The organism is Flavobacterium piscisymbiosum (assembly GCF_020905295.1).
Taxonomy (GTDB): domain Bacteria; phylum Bacteroidota; class Bacteroidia; order Flavobacteriales; family Flavobacteriaceae; genus Flavobacterium; species Flavobacterium piscisymbiosum.
Window position 1 is genome coordinate 4,640,890 of the sequence record NZ_JAJJMM010000001.1, and the last position, 20,576, is coordinate 4,661,465.

General features: G+C 36.2%; 12 protein-coding genes, 2 tRNA genes and 3 rRNA genes. 5 read left to right on the top strand and 12 right to left on the bottom strand.

The features are described 5' to 3' along the window. The first annotated feature begins 69 nt into the window (after positions 1-69). Genes LNP81_RS20055 through LNP81_RS20065 form a run of 3 tightly spaced genes read left to right on the top strand, consistent with a single transcriptional unit; the run spans position 70 to position 2,427 of the window. Positions 70-609 (top strand): anti-sigma factor, encoded by a 540-nt coding sequence (locus tag LNP81_RS20055; RefSeq protein WP_230038949.1) that lies wholly within the window; start codon positions 70-72, stop codon positions 607-609. Further along, complete coding sequence (locus LNP81_RS20060) at positions 593-1,651, top strand: DUF4097 family beta strand repeat-containing protein (RefSeq protein ID WP_230038951.1); 1,059 nt, start codon at positions 593-595, stop codon at positions 1,649-1,651. The genes LNP81_RS20055 and LNP81_RS20060 overlap by 17 nt, the downstream gene beginning before the upstream one ends. 44 nt (positions 1,652-1,695) lie before the next feature. After that, the gene (locus LNP81_RS20065) at positions 1,696-2,427 is read left to right on the top strand and encodes a head GIN domain-containing protein (protein ID WP_230038953.1); all 732 of its coding nucleotides are present in this window, start codon (positions 1,696-1,698) and stop codon (positions 2,425-2,427) included. A gap of 91 nt (positions 2,428-2,518) precedes the next feature. Here the strand turns inward: LNP81_RS20065 and LNP81_RS20070 are convergent, their stop codons facing one another. From LNP81_RS20070 to LNP81_RS20095, 6 genes are all read right to left on the bottom strand, one after another. Continuing rightward, positions 2,519-3,838: an MFS transporter gene (locus tag LNP81_RS20070; protein ID WP_230038955.1), complete on the bottom strand. Its 1,320-nt coding sequence runs from the start codon at positions 3,836-3,838 to the stop codon at positions 2,519-2,521. Positions 3,839-4,010: 172 nt separating this feature from the next. After that, positions 4,011-4,823 (bottom strand): M48 family metallopeptidase, encoded by an 813-nt coding sequence (locus tag LNP81_RS20075; RefSeq protein ID WP_230038957.1) that lies wholly within the window; start codon positions 4,821-4,823, stop codon positions 4,011-4,013. A gap of 86 nt (positions 4,824-4,909) precedes the next feature. Further along, positions 4,910-7,309, bottom strand: a complete 2,400-nt coding sequence (locus LNP81_RS20080) for a glycoside hydrolase family 31 protein (RefSeq protein WP_230038959.1) — start codon at positions 7,307-7,309, stop codon at positions 4,910-4,912. Positions 7,310-7,512: 203 nt separating this feature from the next. After that, positions 7,513-9,417 carry a 1,4-alpha-glucan branching protein GlgB gene (gene glgB / locus LNP81_RS20085; protein ID WP_230038961.1) on the bottom strand — a complete coding sequence of 635 codons (1,905 nt, stop codon included), beginning with the start codon at positions 9,415-9,417 and terminating at the stop codon, positions 7,513-7,515. 77 nt (positions 9,418-9,494) lie between these two features. After that, a complete protein-coding gene (locus LNP81_RS20090) occupies positions 9,495-10,775 on the bottom strand; it encodes a glucose-1-phosphate adenylyltransferase (RefSeq protein WP_230038963.1) in 1,281 nt (426 codons plus the stop codon). Beyond that, positions 10,765-12,192, bottom strand: a complete 1,428-nt coding sequence (locus LNP81_RS20095; RefSeq protein WP_230038965.1) for a glycogen synthase — start codon at positions 12,190-12,192, stop codon at positions 10,765-10,767. The genes LNP81_RS20090 and LNP81_RS20095 overlap by 11 nt, the downstream gene beginning before the upstream one ends. A 125-nt stretch (positions 12,193-12,317) precedes the next feature. Between LNP81_RS20095 and LNP81_RS20100 the strand changes: the two genes are divergently transcribed. Both LNP81_RS20100 and LNP81_RS20105 read left to right on the top strand, forming a co-directional pair. Next, complete coding sequence (locus LNP81_RS20100) at positions 12,318-13,184, top strand: alpha/beta hydrolase (RefSeq protein WP_230038967.1); 867 nt, start codon at positions 12,318-12,320, stop codon at positions 13,182-13,184. A gap of 48 nt (positions 13,185-13,232) precedes the next feature. Continuing rightward, complete coding sequence (locus LNP81_RS20105; RefSeq protein ID WP_230038968.1) at positions 13,233-13,877, top strand: endonuclease III domain-containing protein; 645 nt, start codon at positions 13,233-13,235, stop codon at positions 13,875-13,877. A 4-nt stretch (positions 13,878-13,881) separates the two neighbouring features. Here the strand turns inward: LNP81_RS20105 and LNP81_RS20110 are convergent, their stop codons facing one another. From LNP81_RS20110 to LNP81_RS20135, 6 genes are all read right to left on the bottom strand, one after another. Continuing rightward, on the bottom strand, positions 13,882-14,316 hold the full coding sequence (locus LNP81_RS20110; protein ID WP_230038969.1) for a nuclear transport factor 2 family protein: 435 nt from the start codon (positions 14,314-14,316) through the stop codon (positions 13,882-13,884). A gap of 306 nt (positions 14,317-14,622) precedes the next feature. Beyond that, positions 14,623-14,732, bottom strand: a 5S ribosomal RNA gene (rrf, locus tag LNP81_RS20115). A 161-nt stretch (positions 14,733-14,893) separates the two neighbouring features. After that, a 23S ribosomal RNA gene (locus tag LNP81_RS20120) occupies positions 14,894-17,777 on the bottom strand. 189 nt (positions 17,778-17,966) lie between these two features. Next, positions 17,967-18,040 (bottom strand) — tRNA-Ala (locus LNP81_RS20125). Between the two features lie 145 nt (positions 18,041-18,185). Beyond that, positions 18,186-18,259, bottom strand: a tRNA-Ile gene (locus LNP81_RS20130). Between the two features lie 194 nt (positions 18,260-18,453). Further along, a 16S ribosomal RNA gene (locus tag LNP81_RS20135) occupies positions 18,454-19,967 on the bottom strand. The 16S, 23S and 5S rRNA genes sit together here with 2 tRNA genes alongside, the layout of an rRNA operon. Positions 19,968-20,576: the final 609 nt, after the last annotated feature.

Genomic DNA, 20,576 nt, shown 5'->3' on the forward strand with positions numbered 1-20,576 from the left:
AAAGTTTGTGCGCACAAATAAATAAAAAAGCGACGACAGATTCACCACTAACAAATAAATTTTAGATATATGAAAAAGGAAAATGACGAATTAGATCAATTATTTGAAAAATTTGAAAATCAATGGGATGTAAAAAGGATGAATGCAGATCATCAGGTTGATTTCTTAAATAAATTGAATAACAAAAAACAACCAAAGAAAAAGAATCATGCAGTTTGGGCAATTGCTGCTTCTATTGTGATATTACTGGGAGTGTCTCTGTTTTATAATAATAACGAAAAGCCTAAGGAATTCAAATTTGCTTCAAAAGAAACAAAAAGAACCGATTCGATATTTAGTATTTTAATTGATAATGAGCTAGTTAAATTAAAAGAAAAAAGTTCGCCTGAAAATGAGCAAATCATTAATGACGCATTAAAACAAATGAAAGTTTTTGATGCAGATTATGCAAAAATTATAAAAGAAGTTCAGAAAAATGGCGAGAATAAACAAATTATTTACGCCATGATCAGCAATCTTCAAACCAGAATATCTTTTTTACAAACAGTTTTACAACGAATTGAAGAAAACGAAAAATTTAAAAATACCACAGATGAAAAAACATTATAACATACTTATCTTATTCATTTTGATTCCTTTTCTAGGATTCTCAAATGATGATACTTTTATTTCTAAAGAAAAAAACATCAAGAAAACCTTTATTGTTAATTCTAATGCAGGAATTGATATTGAGAACAAATACGGTAACATCACTGTAAGCACCTGGGATGAAAACAAAATTGACCTTGATATTACTATTAAAGTTTCGGGCGGAAATGAAAATTGGGTAAACGAAAGATTAAGCAGCATCGATGTCGATATTAATGCGCTGAAATCTATGGTTACCGCTATCACCAACATTGGAAATTCTTCATTAAAAAGCAGAGGAAGCAGCAATAGTTTTGAAATTAACTATGTGATAAAAATTCCAAAAAACGGAACTGTAAAACTCAATAATAAATACGGGAATATTACGACTCTCAATTTAGAATCTACTACTGATATTGCTTGTAAGTATGGTAAAATTATATTAGGAAAACTTAATGGGGACAGCAATAGAATCGAAATTGGATACAGTCAGAATTCAAGCATTGATTATATTAAAAACGGAAACATTGAAGCACGTTATTCAGGAATAAAAATAAATGAATCCGGTAACTTAAATGTTGATGCAAATTATACCGACGTATCATTGTTAGACGGTCAGAACATTAAATGCAAAGGAAACTACGGCAGTTTTAAATTTCAAAAGATAAATTCACTTATTGGCAGTAGTAATTATGTAACTATATCTATTGCAGAGGTTTTAAATAGCCTGAATATTGATGCTACGTACTCAAAAATAAATGTAGAATCAATGAGTGAAAAATCAAAGAATGTAAATATTAATACAGGATATACCAATATTGCTTTAGGTTATGACGCCAACTATTCTTTTGACTTTGATATTAATACAAGATATGGAAGTATTAAAAATGACAGCTCTTTAGAAGTTATGGTTAGCGAAATTAAAAGTAACAACAAAAGAATAAGTGGGTATAATAAGAAAAAAGGACAAAATAAAGTCATCATTAATTCTAGTTACGGAAACATAATTCTAACTAAAAGATAATCGAATCATAAATCAATCAAAAACAACAATTAAAGAATCAAACAATGAAAAAAACTTTTAAACTATTCGTATTTAGCGCATTATTAATAAGTTCTATTGGAAATGCACAATGGTCAAACAATAAAATTAAAGGAAACGGAAAGGTTGTTTCTGAAACAAGAACAACATCAGATTATGATGTAATAAAAGTAGCCGGCTCATTTGATGTAGATTTGGTAGCAGGAAAAGAAGGTAAAATTATCATTAAAGGAGAGGAAAATCTAGTTTCGGCTATAAAAGTGGAAGTCGAAGATAATGTCTTAAAAATTTACGTTGAAAAAGGCACTAATATCAGACCGAGCTTGGGTAAAAAAATCGAAGTTACTGTTCCTTTCGAAAAAATATCAGAAGTAAGCCTGGCAGGTTCAGGAAATGTTCAGTCTAAAAATGCTATTAAAAGCGATAAATTTACAGCAAAATTGGCAGGGTCAGGAAACTTTAACCTGGAAGTAAACTCAAATAATTTAGAGTTAAATTTAAGCGGATCCGGAAATATCAATTTAAAAGGAAGTTCAGATAGTTTAACAACCAAACTTGCAGGATCAGGAAATATTGAAGCTACAAATTTGAAAGCTAAAAATGTTGATGCAAACGTTTCCGGATCTGGTAACAGCCGTGTTAACTGTGCAGAAAACCTAACAGCAAGAATTGCAGGTTCAGGTGATATCAAATACACCGGAAATCCTGAAAAAAGAGATGTAAAAGTTTCTGGTTCAGGAAGTATAACAAAAGTATAATTGTAAAACACTATAAGAATTACAATCATCAATCAAATCAATTTGTCTTAATTTACTACAGATTAAATCCCCCGAAAGGCACTTTATTAATTTAAAGTGCCTTTTTTGGTACTCTTCTCAATAAGAAAATTGCTGTAACGAAAAATATTCCCAGAATAAAAATTGCAGAACGAGGACTTCCCGTAATCTGGTCAATAACACCGTAAACACACATCCCTATTACAATTCCTATTTTTTCTGCAACATCATAAAAACTGAAAAATGAAGCAGTATCTTCTGTTTCAGGTAATAATTTTGAGTATGTCGAACGCGACAATGCCTGAATTCCTCCCATTACAAATCCTGCAATAGTGGCTGCAATATAAAAATGTAAAGGCAGATAAATAAAATAAACGATCACACAAAAAACTACCCAAATAAAGTTAATTACAATCAGGGTCGGAATATTACCGTATTTCGCTGAAGCTCTTGAAGTTGCAATAGCTCCAACAACCGCTACAAGTTGTATTAATAAAATGCAAATAATTAAACCTTGCGTACTATCTTCTTTAGATTCCCATTGAATTTCCTGTGCTCCAAAATAGGTAGCAACCAACACTACAGTTTGTACCGCCATACTCGAAACGAAAAAACCTCCTAAATAACGTTTTAAAGGAATGTTTTGCTGTAGCAATGCCCAAACTTTCTTTAACTCTTTAAATCCATTAAATACAACAGATCTTGTTAGTTTTTCGCCCGTTTCTTTTCGTCCTTTTGGTAAATAATAATAAGTGTATTGGCTAAAAAGTATCCACCAGACCCCCACCATTACAAACGAATATCGCATTGCTTTCATAGCTGCTTCTCCATCTGATCCAGTGATTCCGAAAATTTTTGGTTTCATGATCATTGCTAAATTAATGATCAACAAAATTACACTTCCAATATATCCTAACGAATATCCTTTGGCACTAATTTTATCCTGTTGTTCTTCAAACGCGATATCCGGCAAATAAGAATTATAAAAAACCAAACTTCCCCAATATCCCAGTAATCCAAAAAAGTAAAAAGCCAAGCCGATATAAATATTGTCTAAGTCAAACCAATACAGCCCCATACACGATAACGCCCCCAAATAACAGAAGAATTTCATGAATGCTTTTTTATTACCAACATAATCGGCAATTCCCGATAATAAAGGAGATATAAAAGAAACTACTAAAAATGCCATAGCCGTGATAAAACTAATCAAAGCCGAATTTTTTAAGTGCATCCCAAAAACATCAATGTAATGGTCACGTTCTGAAAATAAAGCTTCATAAAAAATAGGAAATACTGCTGATGCGATTGTAAGCGTATAGACAGAATTTGCCCAATCATAAAAAGCCCAAGCATTTAATAATTTTTTATCTCCTTTTTGTAAATTTTTCATAGAAATGGTTTTGTTAACAAGCTACGAATTTATCTATTTTTTATTATAATCAAATAGAAATTTGATAAATCATGTATTAATAAATTATAAACAACTTAAACTTTTGTTTTACATAAAAAAAGCCATTCACCGTGATGAATAGCTTTTTGATTATTTTTTGAGCAATTTATTTTTATCTAATAACCCCAACTTTTAATGCTGTCGCTTTTGCTTCAGGAATTAATGATTTTAGGTTTGCGATTCTAGTTGCATCAGCAGGGTGAGTACTCATAAATTCCGGAGTTCCTGATGCTCCTGATTTTGCTGACATTCTGGTCCAGAACGCGATTGCATCATCCGGATTATAACCAGCAATTGCCATAAGTGTTAATCCTATTTTATCAGCTTCGGTTTCGTTACTTCTACTAAACGGAAGCATTACTCCTACTTCAGAACCCAACCCGTAAGCCTGAGCAAAAATTTGCTGAGTTGATTCCGACTTTCCACTTGTTGCTGCCCCTAAGGCTGCACCGCCAATTTGCTGTAATTGTGCCGCACTCATTCTTTGTGCACCGTGATTCGCTAATGCGTGAGAAACTTCATGCCCCATTACAGTAGCAAGGCCAGATTCGTTTTGTGTTATTGGAAGAATTCCCGAATAAACTACAATTTTACCTCCTGGCATACACCAGGCATTAACTTCTTTATTATCTACCAGTTTATATTCCCAACGATAGTCAGTTAAATATTGAGACTGACCTAAAAAAGTCAAATATTTCTCAGCAGCTTTTTTAATTTTTCCGCCAACAGTTTCTACTAATTTAGCATCTGGAGTTCCTGTAATAACTTTATTCTCCGCTATAAACGTACTATATTGTTGAAAAGACGATGGAAATAATTCACTGTTCGAAACGAAGTTTAAATTTTTCTTTCCTGTAACAGGATTAGTTGCACAGCCGACAACTAAAACAGCTGCCAAAATTCCCGATAATAAATGTTTTTTCATGATATTTAAATTTTTAACACACACAAAAATACAATTATAATTATTTCTTATTTTATATAATTACGTAAATTTTTATCAGAATTTACTTATTCACCACTTATATGAAGTTCACTGAACTCTTTATCAACAATTAAGAAATGATTTTCTTCGAATGCAATTTTGTCGAAAGCGATTATTTCATTGTCAATTTCAATTTCTGTTACTTTAAATGGCAATCCAATTAAGTTAATTTTATATTTTGAATAAGGCGTATCGTACTTTCCTTCTTTATGAAGCTGAACAATCAATTCTTTTTCTTTACCTATTGTTCTAAAAGATAAAAAGCTGTAGCGGCCTTTTTTATAATCATAACCGTCCTGAGCATCTTCATAAACTACTGATTTTTCTTTTCCGTTTTTAAAGTAAAGATCGAGCGTTAGTTCATCAAATTCAAGTTCACCCACATATTGCTGAACCGGATATTTTGGGATGATAGCGCCCGCTTTTATAAAAACAGGAATTTCATCAAATTTAGTATCAATCCAGACTTCTCTTCCACCTGTAGAAAACTCATTGGTCCAATAGTTATACCACTCGCCTCTTGGTATATACATACGTCTACCTACAGCATTAGGTTCAAGTATTGGACATACTAATATTTGATTTCCAAAGATGAATTCATCGTTTCTATAATGTGTCTGCGTATCTTCCTGATCGTAATAAACTAATGGTTTCAGCATCGGAATTCCCTCTTCAATATATTGCCAAAACATGGTGTACAAGTACGGCAATAACTGATAACGTAAACTCACAAACTTGCGGGTAATATTAATCACTTCTTCATCAAAAGCCCAAGGTTCCTGATTACCATGATCTCCGGATGAATGCGTTCTGCAAAACGGGTGAAAAACACCTAATTGTATCCAACGTGCGTAAAGTTCACCTGTAGGTTGTTCTGCAAAACCTCCAATATCAGAACCAGTAAATCCCATTCCGGAAATACTCATTCTTTGTACCTGAATATTGGCAAGCCATAAATGTTCCCACGTTGCTACATTATCCCCAGTCCAGGATGATGTGTAACGTTGTGCTCCTGAATACGCTGATCTGGTAATTACAAATGGACGTTTAGGATATGTAAATCGTTTTACGCCATGATATGTCGCTCTGGCCATTTGCGTGCCGTAAATATTATGTGCTTTTCTATGGCTGCAAGGATTTCCGTCATAAACGTGACGAACATCCATTGGGAATGTTTTATTGGGAACCTCCATAACAGCCGGTTCATTCATATCGTTCCAAACACCTTTTACACCTATATCTGAAATTAATTCTTTAAATAATCCAGCCCACCATTCTCTAACTACGGGATTTGTATAATCAGGAAAATTACATTCGCCTGGCCAGACTTTACCTTTCATATACGGTCCATCGGCTCTTTTGCAGAAATAATCTTTTTCTAAAGCTTCCTGGTAAACCCAGTAATCTTTATCTATTTTAATTCCCGGATCAATGATTACGATCGTTTTAAAACCATCTTCTGCCAGTTCTGCAACCATACGTTTTGGATCTGGAAAGTAATTTTTATTCCAGGTAAAACATCGAAATCCTTCCATATAGTCAATATCAAGATAAATGGCATCGCAGGGAATTTTAAGCTCTCTGAATTTAGATGTAATTTCTTTTACTTTACTTTCCGGATAATAACTCCATTTACATTGATGATATCCTAAAACCCAAAGTGGCGGTAATTCCGGCTTGCCTGTTAAATCAGTATAAGTCGTAACTACATCCTGCATTTGCGGCCCATAGATAAAGTAGTAATTCATTTCACCGCCTTCAGCCCAAAAGCTGGAAACGTTTCTTCTTTCCTGACAAAAATCAAAGAAGGTTCTAAAAGTATTATCAAAGAAAATACCGTAAGATTGTTTGTTGTGTAGACCTATATAAAACGGAACTACTTTATATAAAGGTTCCTGATCCTTTTGATAAGCATATTGATCTGTAGCAAAATTTTCTAATCTTTTGCCTTTTAAATTCATTTGAGTCGCTTTGTCTCCTAGTCCGTAAAAACATTCCCCATCTTTAGATGATTTACTCATTTTTACGATATTTCCACCATATTCATAACTTTCTTCCCAATGAAAGCCAAGTTCATCCTCAAGAATCAAAAGATCGTTTAAATCATAAATAGACAAACGAAGATCTGCTTTTTGAATTTTACATTTTACCTTACTGGTTCTAATAAGAAAATAAGTATCCTCTTCTGTAAGTTCTAAAAAATTATAACCGTGCAGCTGGGTTTTATCTATTGCATAGGAGAAATCATTACTGAAATATCCTTTTGTTGTAAAGCGAAACCGAATTAAACTGTCTCTAAGAATAGTGACTTTTAAGATTACTTTATTATCTGTATTAAAAAAAATAGAATCGCCTTCATGTTCAAATGAAACGATTTTTGACGGATATAAATCGCCTTTATATTCTAATGATGTATTTGTAATCATATCGCTAAATGAATTAATTATAATAACGCTTATCTCTCTTTCAAACATACAAAAAAAGCACATAAACGTGTATCAATATAAGGTTTATTCACGAAAACGTTTTTTCTGAATGAGTGTTAAATTAGATATCAAAAAACAAACAATTCGCTAATTTTAAAACGTTAAATTGATAAATTAATAGTATGAAAAATCATAGCTGTTTTTTATACTAAAGAATAAACGGTAACACTTAGCGGAGGCAAAAGTAATTCAACAGAAAAATCTCTTCCATCATAAGCGCTTTTTTCAATTTTTAAAGTATTTGTATTAGCCAATCCACTTCCGCCATAAATAGTAGCATCACTATTGAAAATTTCCTCTAGTTTGCCTTTTTTCGGAATCCCTATTCTATAATTTTCCCGAACCACTTGCGTGAAATTACAAACTACAATTAAATTTTCATCAGGATTATTTCCCTTTCGAATATAAGATAACACCGCATTTTGATGATCCGAATAATTAATCCATTCAAAACCTTCTCCTGTAAATTGCTTTTCATATAAAGCAGGGCGTGTTTTGTACAAATTATTCAAATCTGTAATCACTTTTTTAATGCCGGAATGATAATCGTACTGAAGTAAATGCCAATCAAGGCTTTTTTCAAAATTCCACTCATCACTTTGTCCAAATTCCGAACCCATAAAAAGTAATTTGGTTCCGGGATGAGTAAACATATAACCGTACAACAATCTTAAATTGGCAAATTTCTGCCATTCATCGCCAGGCATTTTATTGGCGATAGATTTTTTTCCGTACACTACTTCATCATGAGAAAACGGAAGCATAAAATTTTCGGTAAAAGCATACGTCATCGAAAATGTCAAATCATTCTGATGGTATTTTCTATAAACTGTTTCTTTCTGGAAGTATTTTAAAGTATCATGCATCCAGCCCATCATCCACTTCATACCAAATCCTAAACCACCTGTAAAAGTTGGTCTCGATACCATTGGAAAAGAGGTGCTTTCTTCTGCAATAGTTTGAACTCCATCAAAATTAGCGTAGATTACTTCATTAAACTCTTTAAGAAAACTAATCGTGTCCAGATTTTCCCTTCCGCCATAAATATTAGGTTCCCACTCGCCTTCATTTCTGGAATAATCAAGATATAACATCGAGGCAACAGCATCAACGCGTAAACCATCGGCATGATAATGCTGCAGCCAAAAAACGGCATTGCTAATTAAAAAAGCACGCACTTCATTGCGACCATAATTAAAAACCAAACTTTTCCAATCCGGATGATAACCTTTTCTGCGATCGGGATGTTCGTATAAATGCGAACCATCAAAAAAGCCCAAACCATGAGCATCATCAGGAAAATGCGACGGAACCCAATCTAAAATAACACCAATACCAGCCTGATGTAATTTATCAACCAAAACCATAAAATCCTGTGGTTTCCCGAATCTTGAAGTTGGCGCAAAATACCCTGTCAGTTGATATCCCCAAGACGGATCATAAGGATATTCCATTATCGGCATAAATTCTACGTGAGTAAAACCAGTTTCCTTTACGTAATTCACCAGATCATCTGCAAGTTCTAAATAGGTTAGAAAACGATTGTTTTCACCACGCTTCCATGAACCTAAGTGTACTTCATAAACAGAATAAGGTTTATCTAAAGCATTGTTTTCTTTACGGGATTGCATCCAGTTTTCATCCTTCCAATTATAATCTAAATCCCAGACAACCGAAGCTGTATGAGGCGGTTTTTCGCAGTATAAAGAAAATGGATCGGCTTTCTCAGTTACAACTCCATTTATGTTGGATTGAATTTTATATTTGTAAAGTGTTCCTTTCTCGATACCCGGAATAAAACCTTCCCAAATTCCCGAAGAATCCCAACGAACCTGCAATAAATGCTCTCCTTCTGTCCAGTAATTAAAATCACCAACAACCGAAACAGATTGAGCTGTTGGTGCCCAAACTGCAAAGTAAACGCCTTTTACTCCGTTAACTTCAACTAAATGTGCTCCTAATTTTTCATATAATTTGAAGTGTTTGCCCGCTTTGAATAAATCAATATCAAAATCAGTAAACAGAGAATGCGTGATAACTTTATTCATATTTGTTTTTTATAATTGGAATGCTGATTTTTATTGGAATTTGGAACTTTTGTATTGAAATTTATTTTGTAAAATTATTATTCAATTCTAAAATTATCCGATAGTACAACTCCTTTTTTTATCACTACAATACCATCTTTTATACTATATAATTCGTTTGTAAAATTATCCAAATGTTTGCCTCCGTTAATATGAACATTGTTTCCTATACGAACGTTTTTATCTACCAAAGCATTTTTTATAAAACAGTTTTCTCCTATTCCTACGTGAATTTTATTAATACTGCTTTCGTGATTCATCTCATCAAGATCCTGATAAAAATCATTCCCCATAACGTAACAATTCTCCAGTACGGTTCCAACACCAATTCTGGAACGAATGCCAATTACAGAACTTTTAATCTCTTTAGCATTAATAATACAGCCTTCAGAAATTAAAGATTGATTAATATTTGAATTTCTAAATTTTGATGGAGGCAATAATCTTGGTCTGGTAAAAATTTTATTATCATTATCAAATAAATTAAACTCAGGAATATCTGCCGTTAAACCAATATTGGCTTCAAAAAACGATTCAATATTTCCAATATCTGTCCAATACCCTTCATATTGGTAACTCAAAATTTTATGTTTACCTACAGCTTGCGGAATAATTTCTTTACCAAAATCCTTTGTTTCAGGATCGGCCATTAAATCTTCTAATAACTGACGGTTAAAAATATAGATTCCCATCGAAGCCAGGTACTTTTTACCCTTTTCCTTCATGTGATCACTTACTTCCGATTCCCATTCAGGTAAAAGTGATGCGTCAGGTTTTTCAATAAAAGCCTCTACATAACTTTCATGACATGTTTTTAAGATTCCAAATTCAGGCGCGTCTTTGGCATTTACCGGTAAAGTAGCAATAGAAATTTCAGCATCCGCTGCAATGTGAGCTTCCAGCATTTCATTAAAATCCATTTGATACAATTGATCTCCTGACAGAATTAAAGCATGATCAAAATCGTGTTTCAAAAAATGCGACATACATTGGCGAACAGCATCTGCAGTTCCCTGAAACCATGTTGGATTATCCGGAGTTTGCTCTGCCGCTAAAATATCTACAAATGATTGACTGAAAATACTAAAATTGAAAGTGTTTTTGATATGCGCATTTAGAGATGCCGAGTTAAACTGGGTCAAAACAAATATTTTAAAAATATCCGAATTGATACAATTTGAAATAGGAATATCAACTAATCGGTATTTTCCACCAATTGGAACTGCTGGTTTTGATCTGGTTTCTGTTAACGGAAACAAACGTGATCCTTGTCCTCCTCCTAAAATAATAGCAACTACATTTTTCTTTTTAAACTTCATTTTTCTCAATTATTAGGTTGTATATTTCAATATATTCTTGGCAAACTCTTTCCCACGAATGGTCGATCGCCATTCCTTTTTTTCTTATTGTATTAAAATTTAATTTATCATCGTACAATTTAACGGCACGATTTATAGAATAGCAAATATCCCCAACGGAAGCCTGATCATGACAAATCCCGTTTCCGTTATCGCCAAAATCAATTACAGTATCTCGTAATCCGCCTGTTCTTCTTACAATGGGTACAGTTCCGTAACGCAAGGCATACATTTGGTTTAATCCACAAGGCTCAACTCTTGATGGCATTAAAATATAATCAGAACCTGCGTAAATTAAGTGGGCTAATTCTTCATTATAACCAATAAAAACATTGTAATTGCCATTGTAATCATTTCTTAACTGAAGTAATTGTTCTTCTATTTGTGCATTTCCTGATCCTAAAATCAGTATATTGATATTCTCAAAATTTTCAGATAAAGCCAAAGCTGACGCCTGAGGTAATAAATCCCCGCCTTTTTCTTCGAATAAACGACCAATAAAACTAAATAAAGGTTTCGTAGGATCGAGATCAAATTGCTCACATAACTTTTCCTTATTTTTTTGTTTACCGGTTTCCAGAGTTTCAATCGAATAATTTTCTGCAATCATTTGGTCTTTTGCCGGATTCCAGACTTCAAAATCAATTCCGTTCAAAATACCTTTTGATTTATCCCTAACCGAATTAAATAAAGATTCTAAACCATTTGCTGAGACATTAATTTCATCCAGATAACTTGGCGAAACAGTCGTAACTGCATGTGCACACTTTACTCCTACCGCCAAAGAATTAAGAGAATTATTCCATTCTAAAAATCCAACATGAATTAAATCAAACTCCGGTAAATAATGCAATTGATCAAAACCAAACCAGCCTTGGTACAAGCCATTATGAATCGTAATAACTGTTTTTACAGTTATTAAACTTTGATATTTATAACCATATTTTACCAAAAACGGAATAAGTCCCGTATGATGGTCATGACAATTAATGATATCCGGAACATTTTTACGGGCAGCAATCCAATCCAGAGTTGCAATCTGAAAAGAAAAAAAACGTTCTATATCATCCTCATATCCATAAATATTTGGCCGGTCAAATAATTCCTTAATTTCTATGAGATATAATTCGTAACCAAGTTTATTCGTTGTTTCTTTTAAAACGCTAAACGGAAAATCTAAACTTCCCAATTTTACGGTTCCCCAATGAACACATTCAAAATTATTTTCATTTTTGAACTTCGTATCGTAACAAGGAACAACAACGCGCACCTCATGACCGGCATTCATTTGATATTTTGGTAACGCACCAACAACATCAGCTAAACCGCCAACTTTTGCCATAGGATAACACTCAGCACTGATATGAAATATTTCCATATAAAGATTTATAAACTAATTGTGAACTATTTTTTTGAATAAGCATCTATTAAAATGCTACTTTTATGTTTCCTAAATTTAGGAAAAAATAAGTAAAATTAAGGCTTCAGAAAAAATTTATTGAAATGGCAAAAAAGGCGACAAATCCTACTCAATCTTTAAAAATTCCGCAGGTTATCATACTATCCAGCAAATTACTCGCTTTTATATCTCCTAAATTGGTAACAAGTTTTGCTGCAAAGCTTTTTACAACACCAGTAAAACATAAGGTTCCGAAACGCGAGCTGGAAATGGATCAAAAAAGCACTAAGAATACTTTTTTTGTTCCTGCAATTCATAAAAATATCACCACTTACGAATATGGAAAAAGTCAACATAAAGTATTATTAGTTCATGGCTGGTCAGGTCGTGGAACGCAACTATTCAAAATAGCGGACGAACTTTTACAAAATGGATATTCAACCATAAGTTTCGATGCTCCGGCACATGGAAAATCTGAAGGAAAAACAACAATAATGTCTGAGTTTATCGCTTCGATTTTAGAGATCGAAAAACAATACGGTCCTTTTGAAATTGCAATCGGGCATTCATTAGGAGGAATGTCGGTTTTAAACGCAATTAAAGATGGCTTACATGTAAAAAAAGCTGTTGTTATTGGTAGTGGAGATATTGTACATGATATTCTGGAAGAATTTGTTTCTAAATTAGGTTTAAAAACTGAAATCAGTAATAGATTACGTGATCATTTTGAAAAGCAATATCAGGTGAAGATGGATGATTTTTCAGCTTATAGAGCAGCACAAAAAATTCAAATTCCCGTTTTGGTAATACATGATAAAGATGATCCTGAAGTTCCGGTACAAGCAGGAATTCATATTCATGAATATTTACAAAATGGCACTTTATTTCTTACCGAAGGCTTAGGTCACAGAAAAATACTTGGAAATCAAAATGTTATAAAAAAAATCATAGATTTCATTAAAACTACTTAATTTTGTGAAAGTTGCATTTTATAATTCTAATTTTTAATAAGAGAAAAAATGGATTTATTTGGAGAAACATCAAATTGGGAAACTAAACTAAAACCCATTTTAAAAAAATATAAAGGAAAAAGGCATCCACTGGAATATCAAAACACCTATCAATTATTAGTTATGGTAGTTTTATCTGCTCAGGATTCCGATGCTAATATCAACAAAATTGCACCAGCTTTATTTGAGAAATTCCCAACACTTAAAAGCCTATCAAAAACTGATACTGAAACTTTTATCCCTTACATCAATAAAGTTCGAAATTATCCCACAAAAGCAGGCTGGCTGTTAGAGATTGCTCAAACAATTAAAAATGATGAAGACATTCCAACTACGATGCAGGGATTAACAGCATTAAAAGGAATTGGCAGAAAATCTGCAAATGTTATTTTAAGAGAAACCGGCAAACCAGCAGAAGGCATTATTGCAGATTTACACGTAATACGAGTAGCGCCAAGAATTGGCATTATAAAAGAAAGTAAGGACGGAAATAAAGTAGAAAAAGACCTTATGCAAGTCTTACCGAAATCAATCTGGTCAGAGATCGGAATGGCAATTTCTTTTTTAGGAAGAGAAATTTGCAGGCCAAAACCAAAATGCGAAGAATGTTTATTAGCCGATATTTGTCATTATTATCTAACAGAAGTAATCTAAAAAATTATTTTCTTCTGGTATCTATTAAGTAAATAATTTTCCAAATATGATTTTCTTTAAACAAAGTAAACATATTCACTCCCGTATGACTTAATTTATCATTGACAAAAAACTCATATGGAGCCCATACATGAGCCATTGTTCCATCAATCTGAATATTATAGTTTATTATTTTTTCACGAAACTTCATTGTTGACGGAATTGAGACAATTGATTTATACAATTCTTTAGCAGTTTCATCAGATAATTTATTTCCCTTAATTGTACTCTCGCTAATTGACTGTAAAATAATTTTAGAAGAACAAACAGATTGCATTTTCACAGTATCTTTTTGATGAAATCCTTCAAAAAAAATCTCTATTGCTCTCTCAACATCTTGTTTCTGTGCATTACAAAGTAATACAGAAAATAAAAAAACAAATAGCATTACCTTTTTCATGATTAAAATATTTTGAGATTTAAAAATAAGCCTTTATTTCACAATTAAAATATTTTTTTTTCAAATACGAGATCTATAGGCTTTTCCTTTTAACTTATACAGGATCAATTCTAAAACCTTCGAGAGAGAAAAATTATCGCACTGAACGCTAAGTGTTTTTTGCTTTTATAAAAAAGGCAAAGCTCACAAAGCTTTGCAAACTTTAGAAAGGCGACAGACCCCCGATAGCTATCGGGGCTCCAACATAACTCCAGTATTTTATAAAACAAAAAATCCTCATCAAATAAATGATGAGGATCTTTAAAAGAAAGGCGACGACATACTCTCCCACATAACTGCAGTACCATCTGCGCAGGCGGGCTTAACTACTCTGTTCGGGATGGGAAGAGGTGAGCCCCGCCGCAATAACCACCTTAAGAAGTTATAATTGCTTTGGGCAATTTGTTCTTCAATTTTTAATTTTTAATTCAAAATTTTTAATTGAAGTAATATCTTAACATACTGAGATAAAGAAAAGTATTTTTATTTATTATTTTTAGAAAGTTTCTTCTCCCGACCTGAGTCGGGAGAAAAGGGTGTACATAAGCTTACGGATTATTAGTACTACTCGACTATGACATTACTGCCTTTACATCTATAGCCTATCAACGTGGTCATCTTCCACGATCCTTAAAAGAAATCTCATCTTGTGGTGGGTTTCGCGCTTATATGCTTTCAGCGCTTATCCCTTCCAAACGTAGCTACTCTGCGGTGCCCCTGGCGGGACAACAGATACACTAGAGGTTTGTCCAATTCGGTCCTCTCGTACTAGAATCAGATCCACTCAAATTTCTAACGCCCACAGTAGATAGAGACCGAACTGTCTCACGACGTTCTGAACCCAGCTCGCGTGCCACTTTAATGGGCGAACAGCCCAACCCTTGGGACCTTCTCCAGCCCCAGGATGTGACGAGCCGACATCGAGGTGCCAAACCCCCCCGTCGATATGAGCTCTTGGGGGAGATCAGCCTGTTATCCCCGGCGTACCTTTTATCCTTTGAGCGATGGCCCTTCCATGCGGAACCACCGGATCACTATGCTCTACTTTCGTACCTGATCGACCTGTATGTCTCTCAGTCAAGCTCCCTTATGCCATTGCACTCTACGCACGGTTACCAAGCGTACTGAGGGAACCTTTAGAAGCCTCCGTTACTCTTTTGGAGGCGACCACCCCAGTCAAACTACCCACCAAGCAATGTCCCCCGCAAAACGGGGTTAGGCCTCAGATAAACAAAGGGTTGTATTTCAACAATGACTCCACAACGCCTGGCGACGCCACTTCACAGTCTCCAACCTATCCTACACATCATTTATCCAAGGTCAATACTAAGCTATAGTAAAGGTGCACAGGGTCTTTTCGTCCCACTGCGGGTAAACGGCATCTTCACCGTTACTACAATTTCACCGAGCTCATGGCTGAGACAGTGTCCAGATCGTTACACCATTCGTGCAGGTCGGAACTTACCCGACAAGGAATTTCGCTACCTTAGGACCGTTATAGTTACGGCCGCCGTTTACTGGGGCTTCAATTCAATGCTTCTCCGAAGATAACATCTCCTCTTAACCTTCCAGCACCGGGCAGGTGTCAGGCCCTATACTTCATCTTACGATTTTGCAGAGCCCTGTGTTTTTGATAAACAGTCGCCTGGACCTCTTCACTGCGGCCAGCATTGCTGCTGGCGACCTTTCTCCCGAAGTTACAGGTCTATTTTGCCTAATTCCTTAGCCATGAATCTCTCGAGCACCTTAGGATTCTCTCCTCAACTACCTGTGTCGGTTTACGGTACTGGTACTAATTACCTGAAGTTTAGAGGTTTTTCTTGGAAGCCCTTAGGCGCACTATCTCTTTGTCCGAAGACTCCGAGTACTATCGTATTTCCCCAAAATCTGTGGATTTGCCTGCAGATCTTATAGGTAGGTACTTCAACGAACTATTCCGTCAGTTCGCGGCGCTTTCATCACTCCGTCACCCCATCACAGTAATTAGTAGTACGGGAATATTAACCCGTTAGCCATCGACTGTCCCTTTCGGGTTCGCCTTAGGACCAGACTAACCCACAGCTGATTAGCATAGCTGTGGAAACCTTAGTTTTTCGGTGTGCGGGTTTCTCGCCCGCATTATCGTTACTTATGCCTACATTTTCTTTTCTAACCAGTCCAGCATACCTTACGATACACCTTCAACCCTGTTAGAATGCTCCCCTACCACTTAGAGTAAACTCTAAATCCATAGCTTCGGTAATATACTTATGCCCGATTATTATCCATGCTCGTCCGCTCGACTAGTGAGCTGTTACGCACTCTTTAAATGAATGGCTGCTTCCAAGCCAACATCCTAGCTGTCTGGGCAGACAAACCTCGTTCTTTCAACTTAGTATATATTTGGGGACCTTAGCTGATGGTCTGGGTTCTTTCCCTCTCGGACTTGGACCTTAGCACCCAAGCCCTCACTGTTATGAAACATTATATAGCATTCGGAGTTTGTCAGGAATTGGTAGGCGGTGAAGCCCCCGCATCCAATCAGTAGCTCTACCTCTATATAACTTTACGCATAACGCTGCACCTAAATGCATTTCGGGGAGTACGAGCTATTTCCGAGTTTGATTGGCCTTTCACCCCTACCCACAGGTCATCCGAAGACTTTTCAACGTCAACCGGTTCGGACCTCCACTGTGTGTTACCACAGCTTCATCCTGCCCATGGGTAGATCACACGGTTTCGCGTCTAACACTACTGACTAAAGCGCCCTATTCAGACTCGCTTTCGCTACGGATCCGTGGCTTAACCACTTAACCTTGCCAGCAACGTTAACTCGTAGGCTCATTATGCAAAAGGCACGCCGTCACCCCACGAAAGGGCTCCGACCGCTTGTAAGCGTATGGTTTCAGGATCTATTTCACTCCGTTATTCACGGTTCTTTTCACCTTTCCCTCACGGTACTGGTTCACTATCGGTCTCTCAGGAGTATTTAGCCTTAGCGGATGGTCCCGCCAAATTCAGACAGGGTTTCACGTGCCCCGCCCTACTCAGGATACCACTATCTATTATACTCGTTACCCATACGGGACTATCACCCTCTATGGTGTCACTTTCCAGTAACTTCCGGTTCCTTGTACATAAAATGTCGTGGTCCTACAACCCCAATCTTGCCGTAACAACATTGGTTTGGGCTAATCCGCGTTCGCTCGCCACTACTTACGGAATCACTTTTGTTTTCTTCTCCTCCGCCTACTTAGATGTTTCAGTTCAGCGGGTTTGCCCACCTATCGGTGTACTATGTCTTCAACATAGTGGGTTGCCCCATTCAGGTATCTACGGATCAATCGGTGTGTGCCCGTCCCCGTAGCTTTTCGCAGCTTATCACGCCTTTCATCGCCTCTGAGAGCCAAGGCATCCCCCATACGCCCTTATTTTGCTTATTGTACCAATCATAAAATCAATTATGACCGTTTTTTTTTGTCTTTTACAATAAATTGTAAAAAACGCTTTCTACTTTTTATTATTTTCTTATCTCAATATGTCAATGAACTTTAAGCCAGTACTCAGTTTACAGTTTTTAGTATTCAGTTTGCACCGAACACAGACCACTATTTTACTGATCACTACTTTTGTGGAGAATAACGGAGTCGAACCGTTGACCTCCTGCGTGCAAGGCAGGCGCTCTAGCCAGCTGAGCTAATCCCCCATTTTTCAATCTTAGATTGTAGAATTCAGATTTTAGATTTCTTAATTCTTCTCTAATTTCTTTTGGCGAATCCCAACTTCCAGAATTTCCTTTTTTTAAGTTTAACTTTAAATCTAAAATCTATGATCTTAAATCCAAATTTTAGTAGTCCCGGGCAGACTCGAACTGCCGACCCCTACATTATCAGTGTAGTACTCTAACCAGCTGAGCTACGAGACTCTGTTTTACTTAAAATTTATTATTTGAACTAACAGCAAGAGTAAAATATCCTTAAAATTATAATCCTATAGAGCTTCTTCTTTTTTCCTCAGCGTGCTTTTGGTTAAAAGTTAATTGTTAAGGGTTAAACGTCAAGACGCATAACTTATAACTCTTTTCTTTAAACTTTTTTAAGCTAACACATAAGGCTCTAGAAAGGAGGTGTTCCAGCCGCACCTTCCGGTACGGCTACCTTGTTACGACTTAGCCCTAGTTACCAGTTTTACCCTAGGCAGCTCCTTGCGGTCACCGACTTCAGGCACCCCCAGCTTCCATGGCTTGACGGGCGGTGTGTACAAGGCCCGGGAACGTATTCACCGGATCATGGCTGATATCCGATTACTAGCGATTCCAGCTTCACGGAGTCGAGTTGCAGACTCCGATCCGAACTGTGACCGGTTTTATAGATTCGCTCCTGGTCGCCCAGTGGCTGCTCTCTGTACCGGCCATTGTAGCACGTGTGTAGCCCAAGGCGTAAGGGCCGTGATGATTTGACGTCATCCCCACCTTCCTCACAGTTTGCACTGGCAGTCTTGTTAGAGTTCCCGACTTGACTCGCTGGCAACTAACAACAGGGGTTGCGCTCGTTATAGGACTTAACCTGACACCTCACGGCACGAGCTGACGACAACCATGCAGCACCTTGTAAATTGTCTTGCGAAAGATCTGTTTCCAAACCGGTCAATCTACATTTAAGCCTTGGTAAGGTTCCTCGCGTATCATCGAATTAAACCACATGCTCCACCGCTTGTGCGGGCCCCCGTCAATTCCTTTGAGTTTCATTCTTGCGAACGTACTCCCCAGGTGGGATACTTATCACTTTCGCTTAGCCACTGAAATTGCTCCCAACAGCTAGTATCCATCGTTTACGGCGTGGACTACCAGGGTATCTAATCCTGTTCGCTACCCACGCTTTCGTCCATCAGCGTCAATCAATTAGTAGTAACCTGCCTTCGCAATTGGTATTCCATGTAATCTCTAAGCATTTCACCGCTACACTACATATTCTAGTTACTTCCTAATAATTCAAGTCTAACAGTATCAATGGCCGTTCCACCGTTGAGCGATGGGCTTTCACCACTGACTTATTAAACCGCCTACGGACCCTTTAAACCCAATGATTCCGGATAACGCTTGGATCCTCCGTATTACCGCGGCTGCTGGCACGGAGTTAGCCGATCCTTATTCTTACGATACCGTCAAGTCCCGACACGTCGGGATGTTTCTTCTCGTATAAAAGCAGTTTACAATCCATAGGACCGTCATCCTGCACGCGGCATGGCTGGATCAGGCTTGCGCCCATTGTCCAATATTCCTCACTGCTGCCTCCCGTAGGAGTCTGGTCCGTGTCTCAGTACCAGTGTGGGGGATCTCCCTCTCAGGACCCCTACCCATCGTAGCCTTGGTAAGCCGTTACCTTACCAACTAGCTAATGGGACGCATGCTCATCTTTTACCGTTGTGACTTTAATAGTGGTTTCATGCGAAACTGCTATACTATGAGGTATTAATCCAAATTTCTCTGGGCTATCCCTCTGTAAAAGGTAGATTGCATACGCGTTACGCACCCGTGCGCCGGTCTCTAGATCCGAAAACCTATACCCCTCGACTTGCATGTGTTAAGCCTGCCGCTAGCGTTCATCCTGAGCCAGGATCAAACTCTTCATCGTATATTGTTTGCTTGATTGCTCAAGCTATTGTTATTCGAATCAGTCTCTATCGGTTATTCTTTAATCTCTCGATTATCTTACTCTTTATTCTTTTGCTCTAACATCTCTGTTAAAGCGGCTGTCAATTCAATATGTCTACGAACGTGTTTCAATTTTGTTTCGCTTGTGTTGCAAAGCGGGTGCAAAAGTACTCAGTTTATTAAGATCTACAAGCTTTTTTATCGATTTTCTACAATATTTTTCAATACTTTTTCTTAACTTTCTGATAACATCAAATTTAGATATTAAAATTTTATATTTTTACGAAAGTATTTTCCTGCTTTATTGGTTTTTAAATAAAAATACCTGTAAAAAAAACACTGTATTTATGAAATATTCAACCTGATCCAAACCATTACATGATTTTGTAAAATACTATACTTTAAAAAAAAGTTTTCATATACATTAGAATTGCTCACTAATTTGCTACAAAAAGTTAAGACTGTCAAGCTGGTTTTACCTACTTCTCAATATTATTAGTTATTATGAAAAAATCGTGACACAAAGAATCTTTCAAAACTATAAAATCAATACTGACAAACGCTGTAAGGTTTAGATTCCAATCTTGAT

Excerpts from the sequence above, each read along its gene's own strand:
- LNP81_RS20055 (WP_230038949.1), top strand. The coding sequence starts at position 70 with ATGAAAAAGGAAAATGACGAATTAGATCAATTATTTGAAAAATTTGAA.
- LNP81_RS20060 (WP_230038951.1), top strand. The coding sequence starts at position 593 with ATGAAAAAACATTATAACATACTTATCTTATTCATTTTGATTCCTTTT.
- LNP81_RS20065 (WP_230038953.1), top strand. The coding sequence starts at position 1,696 with ATGAAAAAAACTTTTAAACTATTCGTATTTAGCGCATTATTAATAAGT.
- LNP81_RS20070 (WP_230038955.1), bottom strand. The coding sequence starts at position 3,838 with ATGAAAAATTTACAAAAAGGAGATAAAAAATTATTAAATGCTTGGGCT.
- LNP81_RS20075 (WP_230038957.1), bottom strand. The coding sequence starts at position 4,823 with ATGAAAAAACATTTATTATCGGGAATTTTGGCAGCTGTTTTAGTTGTC.
- LNP81_RS20080 (WP_230038959.1), bottom strand. The coding sequence starts at position 7,309 with ATGATTACAAATACATCATTAGAATATAAAGGCGATTTATATCCGTCA.
- glgB (WP_230038961.1), bottom strand. The coding sequence starts at position 9,417 with ATGAATAAAGTTATCACGCATTCTCTGTTTACTGATTTTGATATTGAT.
- LNP81_RS20090 (WP_230038963.1), bottom strand. The coding sequence starts at position 10,775 with ATGAAGTTTAAAAAGAAAAATGTAGTTGCTATTATTTTAGGAGGAGGA.
- LNP81_RS20095 (WP_230038965.1), bottom strand. The coding sequence starts at position 12,192 with ATGGAAATATTTCATATCAGTGCTGAGTGTTATCCTATGGCAAAAGTT.
- LNP81_RS20100 (WP_230038967.1), top strand. The coding sequence starts at position 12,318 with ATGGCAAAAAAGGCGACAAATCCTACTCAATCTTTAAAAATTCCGCAG.
- LNP81_RS20105 (WP_230038968.1), top strand. The coding sequence starts at position 13,233 with ATGGATTTATTTGGAGAAACATCAAATTGGGAAACTAAACTAAAACCC.
- LNP81_RS20110 (WP_230038969.1), bottom strand. The coding sequence starts at position 14,316 with ATGAAAAAGGTAATGCTATTTGTTTTTTTATTTTCTGTATTACTTTGT.